The sequence below is a fragment of the uncultured Eudoraea sp. genome (genome assembly GCF_947258525.1).
Classification (GTDB): Bacteria; Bacteroidota; Bacteroidia; order Flavobacteriales; family Flavobacteriaceae; genus Eudoraea.
In genome coordinates this window covers 1-3,889 of the sequence record NZ_CAMYIP010000036.1, presented here as the reverse complement: position 1 = coordinate 3,889, position 3,889 = coordinate 1, and the positions used below count along the sequence as shown (strand labels likewise).

Below are 3,889 nucleotides of genomic sequence, written 5' to 3'. Positions count from 1 at the left end.
GCAGCCCTTCGGCTTTGCTCAGGACAGGCTCCGCGGAGAAGTCCCTGCTTGTCCACGAGGGAGCGTGAGAGCCGCTGGTCCAAAAAAGATATTGAGACCAGAGCTTACTTATTAAATAAGGTTAAAGAGATTATTGGAACAGAAGGAAACCTTGCCCAAAAGGCAATAGCATTTTGCTTAGCGTATGATGCCGTATCAATAGTAATACCTGGAAATGTAAATATTGCTCAATTAACCAGTAATATTCAAAGCACAGATATTCGTATTTCTCAGGAAATTGTAGCAAGGCTTGAAAAATTATATCAGTCCGAGATTAAAGATCTGAACCTACCCTGGTAATTGACGGAGGTTGTACTATTCAATAATTAATTTCATTTGAATTATTTAAAATTGATGGCAAATAATTGAATGGCATCCTGTTTACCGCGCAGTTTAAGTTTGCCAATTTCAGTAAACGAAAAATTGGTATCCTGATTTAATTTTATGACCAGATCTTCTGATATCAGTGCCCTTACCCCATAATTATTGCATTCAGACTGGATCCTTGCCGTGGTGTTCAAAGCGTCTCCGGTATATATTATATCCTTCTTAATTATTCCAATTTCACCGGTTGTGACTTCCCCTATATGGAAACCTGCTTTAAACTCGGGTACTAAACCAAATTGATTGATATAGGTACTCTTTTTATCATTAAACACTTCAGAAATTTTTGAAAAACAATCCATACAATTGTTATTCTTCAATCCTGTTTTTTCTTCCCACGAAACCACGATTTCATCTCCTACATACTGAAATATTTCTCCTTTAGTTTCCAAAATGGCATCGGTCATGTCTGCGTAATAAGACTTTATTAGGTCAAAATATTTCCTATGTCCCATCTGTTCTGCTATAGTTGTAGAGGATTTCATGTCAAGAAACATAAATATTCTCACTTCTTGTTTAGGCTCAATGTATTTACCATAGGAGTAATTATAAATTACCTTTTTCCCCAAATATGTAGTTATTTCAGAATAGAATAATGCGATATCCAATACTAATCCAAGATATAGTATTACACTCCAAAATGAGAATTCCTTTATAAAGACTATAAGGCTGTTTAAGACAACCGGATCCAATACAGATTTATTATAACGGAATGAATTAGTAACTAAGGTGAGAAAACAAATAAATATGATTAACAGGATAGTATAAAAGGATCCCTTGACAAATATCTTTTTCCAAAACGACTTATTCTCAAATCGCTTTCTTAACCAGCGTACTTCAATCCAGCCCTGTACTAATCCCATTAAAAAACTTCCCAGACTAACATAGATGAAAGAATTTTTAAAATCATATTTGTTACCCGTTCCGGGGTATATAGGAGAATCGGCAAGCAAGCCATATTCAAGAAAAACATAGATTAATCCGAATATAAACCAGATAATTCCAAACGTGAGAATCTCTCTTAAATAATGGTAATTTTTCTGGCTTAACATATCAGAGTAAATATAGGAAATCCTATAAAGAACTCGGATTTCACCTTTCAGAATAGCAACTATTGTTATTGATAAAAAAAACCTATTTTTAGTAACTAACGGTACAGATCCAAACTAAACCAATTAATATGTCGCAAATTTCTATTAGCTCAGTTAAACCCAGATTAACTTTTTGGCAGATCTGGAATATGAGTTTCGGATTCCTGGGAATTCAATTTGGGTTCGCTCTGCAAAATGCCAATGTGAGCAGGATATTTGAAACCCTTGGCGCATCAAAAGATGAATTGCCAATTCTATGGCTTGCAGCACCGGTAACCGGTCTTCTGGTACAACCCATTATTGGATATTATAGTGATAGAACCTGGCACCGGAAATGGGGAAGGCGAAGGCCTTTCTTTGCTATTGGAGCAATTCTTGCCACTATCGCATTATTTGCTATGCCAAACTCAACAGCACTTTGGATGGCTGTAATAATGCTGTGGCTCATGGATGCGTCAATTAACGTAAGTATGGAACCTTTCAGGGCATTTGTTGGTGACATGTTGCCAAATGAGCAGCGTACGAGTGGCTTTGCTATGCAAAGTTTTTTTATTGGTTTGGGTGCCATTATTGCATCTGCCTTACCCTTTATTATGACAAATTGGTTTGGGATAGAAAATATAGCCGCGGATGGCGGCATCCCGGATTCGGTAAAATGGTCTTTTTACCTGGGTGGGATTGCTTATTTCACTGCCGTTATGTGGACTGTGTTTAATACCAAAGAATATCCTCCGGACGATATTGAAAAGCTTAAAATTGAAAATGCAGAGAAAGGAGTATTCACCGGACTTAAAGAGTCCTTTATGGGAATTTTTAAAATGCCCAAAACCATGGTTCAGCTTGCTTTTGTCCAGTTCTTCTCCTGGTTCTCGTTATTTGCTATGTGGATCTACACAACTTCAGCCGTTACAAGCCATATTTATGACACTTCAGATACGACTTCGGCACTATATAATGAGGGAGCAGATTGGGTTGGAATTTGTTTTGCCGTATATAACGGTATTGCTGCCCTTGTGGCCTTTTTATTACCGGTCGTTGCTAAGAAAATAAGCAGAAGGATGACACATTTAATAGCACTTGTAATAGGAGGCATCGGATTGATCTCTATTTATTTTATTTCAGATCCAAATTTATTGCTTGTATCCATGATAGGAGTTGGTATTGCCTGGGCAAGCATATTATCAATGCCTTATGCTATGCTATCCAGCAGCTTGCCAGCTAACAAAATGGGGTATTATATGGGTGTTTTTAACTTTTTTATAGTTATTCCACAAATTGTGGCGGCAGGTATCCTGGGCTTTATGCTAAAGTCATTTTTTGGCAATATTTCTATTTACGCACTAATTATAGGTGGCGTTTCAATGATCATTGCGGGATTCCTCTGTTTAATTGTTCAGGACAATGAAGAGGCTTTTGCTTCAGATATTGCAACCTAAATAACTGAAATATGACCTTAGTTGGGGTTATGGCTTCCATATAGTTCTTCTGATTGATTGCTATTATTATCTGCACTTAGGGTCCATAAAAATCCTAAAAAAATCCTATGAGCGATACAAAATTGCGTATCAATCCTTCCCTGGAATAAATTGATTTATTCAACTGTCCTTTAAATAAGATGAATAAGAGCCTGCTAAAAAAGAATACAATTCAAGTCCTATTTTCTACAGTTGGGTAAAGAATACTTAGGAATATATGTAAGTATTAAGAAGTTTGAACCATCATTAACAGTAAAAACAGCAATATGAAAACTTTAGCACTTATTTTAGGTTTATTTATTTCGGGTATTATTGCCAATGCGCAGGACACAAAAAGTGTCACCCTTACGGTCACTATTGAAAATGTACAAAGTAATGAAGGTCAAATCCTGGCAGAACTCCATACTCAGGACACTTTTATGAGAGGCCCTGGAATTCAACAATTTATGAGTAACGCAAAGACCGGGAGCATTTCCTTTGTTTTTGAAGACGTAAAGCCGGGTACCTACGCAATATCATCTATGCATGATATAAATGAAAATCAACAGATGGATTATGATTATTTAGGCATGCCCTCTGAAAAATATGGGATGAGTAATAATGAAAGGTCTATGGGACCTCCTAGATTTCAGGATGCGCAATTCGAAGTAGCAGAAGAAAATCTTGAGATAAATATTCGCTTTTTAAGGTGACATCAGAGATAAAACTAAACACAAAATGCCTGCGTTTAGCGGGCATTTTGTTTATATATATATGATGTAGTAGAAATAAAAATTATATCTCTTCCGCCAGCCAGGCTTTCATCATCCAAACCGTTTTTTCCTGTTCCGTAATAAAATCACTCATCATTGAATTAGTACCCTCATCATTCGCATCATCGGAATCTGCCAGAATTTTACG

General features: G+C 36.5%; 5 protein-coding genes. 3 read left to right on the top strand and 2 right to left on the bottom strand.

Annotated features, from left to right (window positions below):
* Window positions 1-339: aldo/keto reductase (locus Q0X89_RS02460; protein WP_297691021.1), on the top strand; the 339-nt coding region annotated here is incomplete at its 5' end.
* Window positions 340-380: 41 nt separating this feature from the next.
* On the opposite strand, the gene Q0X89_RS02455 is transcribed toward Q0X89_RS02460, so the two are convergent.
* The gene (locus tag Q0X89_RS02455; RefSeq protein WP_297691020.1) at window positions 381-1,475 is read right to left on the bottom strand and encodes an adenylate/guanylate cyclase domain-containing protein; all 1,095 of its coding nucleotides are present in this window, start codon (window positions 1,473-1,475) and stop codon (window positions 381-383) included.
* A gap of 188 nt (window positions 1,476-1,663) precedes the next feature.
* On the opposite strand from Q0X89_RS02455, the gene Q0X89_RS02450 reads away from it, so the two are divergent.
* Together Q0X89_RS02450 and Q0X89_RS02445 are read left to right on the top strand one after the other, a co-directional pair.
* Window positions 1,664-2,950: an MFS transporter gene (locus Q0X89_RS02450; protein WP_297691023.1), complete on the top strand. Its 1,287-nt coding sequence runs from the start codon at window positions 1,664-1,666 to the stop codon at window positions 2,948-2,950.
* Between the two features lie 305 nt (window positions 2,951-3,255).
* The gene (locus Q0X89_RS02445) at window positions 3,256-3,681 is read left to right on the top strand and encodes a DUF2141 domain-containing protein (RefSeq protein ID WP_297691019.1); all 426 of its coding nucleotides are present in this window, start codon (window positions 3,256-3,258) and stop codon (window positions 3,679-3,681) included.
* 82 nt (window positions 3,682-3,763) lie between these two features.
* Here the strand turns inward: Q0X89_RS02445 and Q0X89_RS02440 are convergent.
* Window positions 3,764-3,889: ferritin-like domain-containing protein (locus Q0X89_RS02440; protein WP_297691022.1), on the bottom strand; the 126-nt coding region annotated here is incomplete at its 5' end.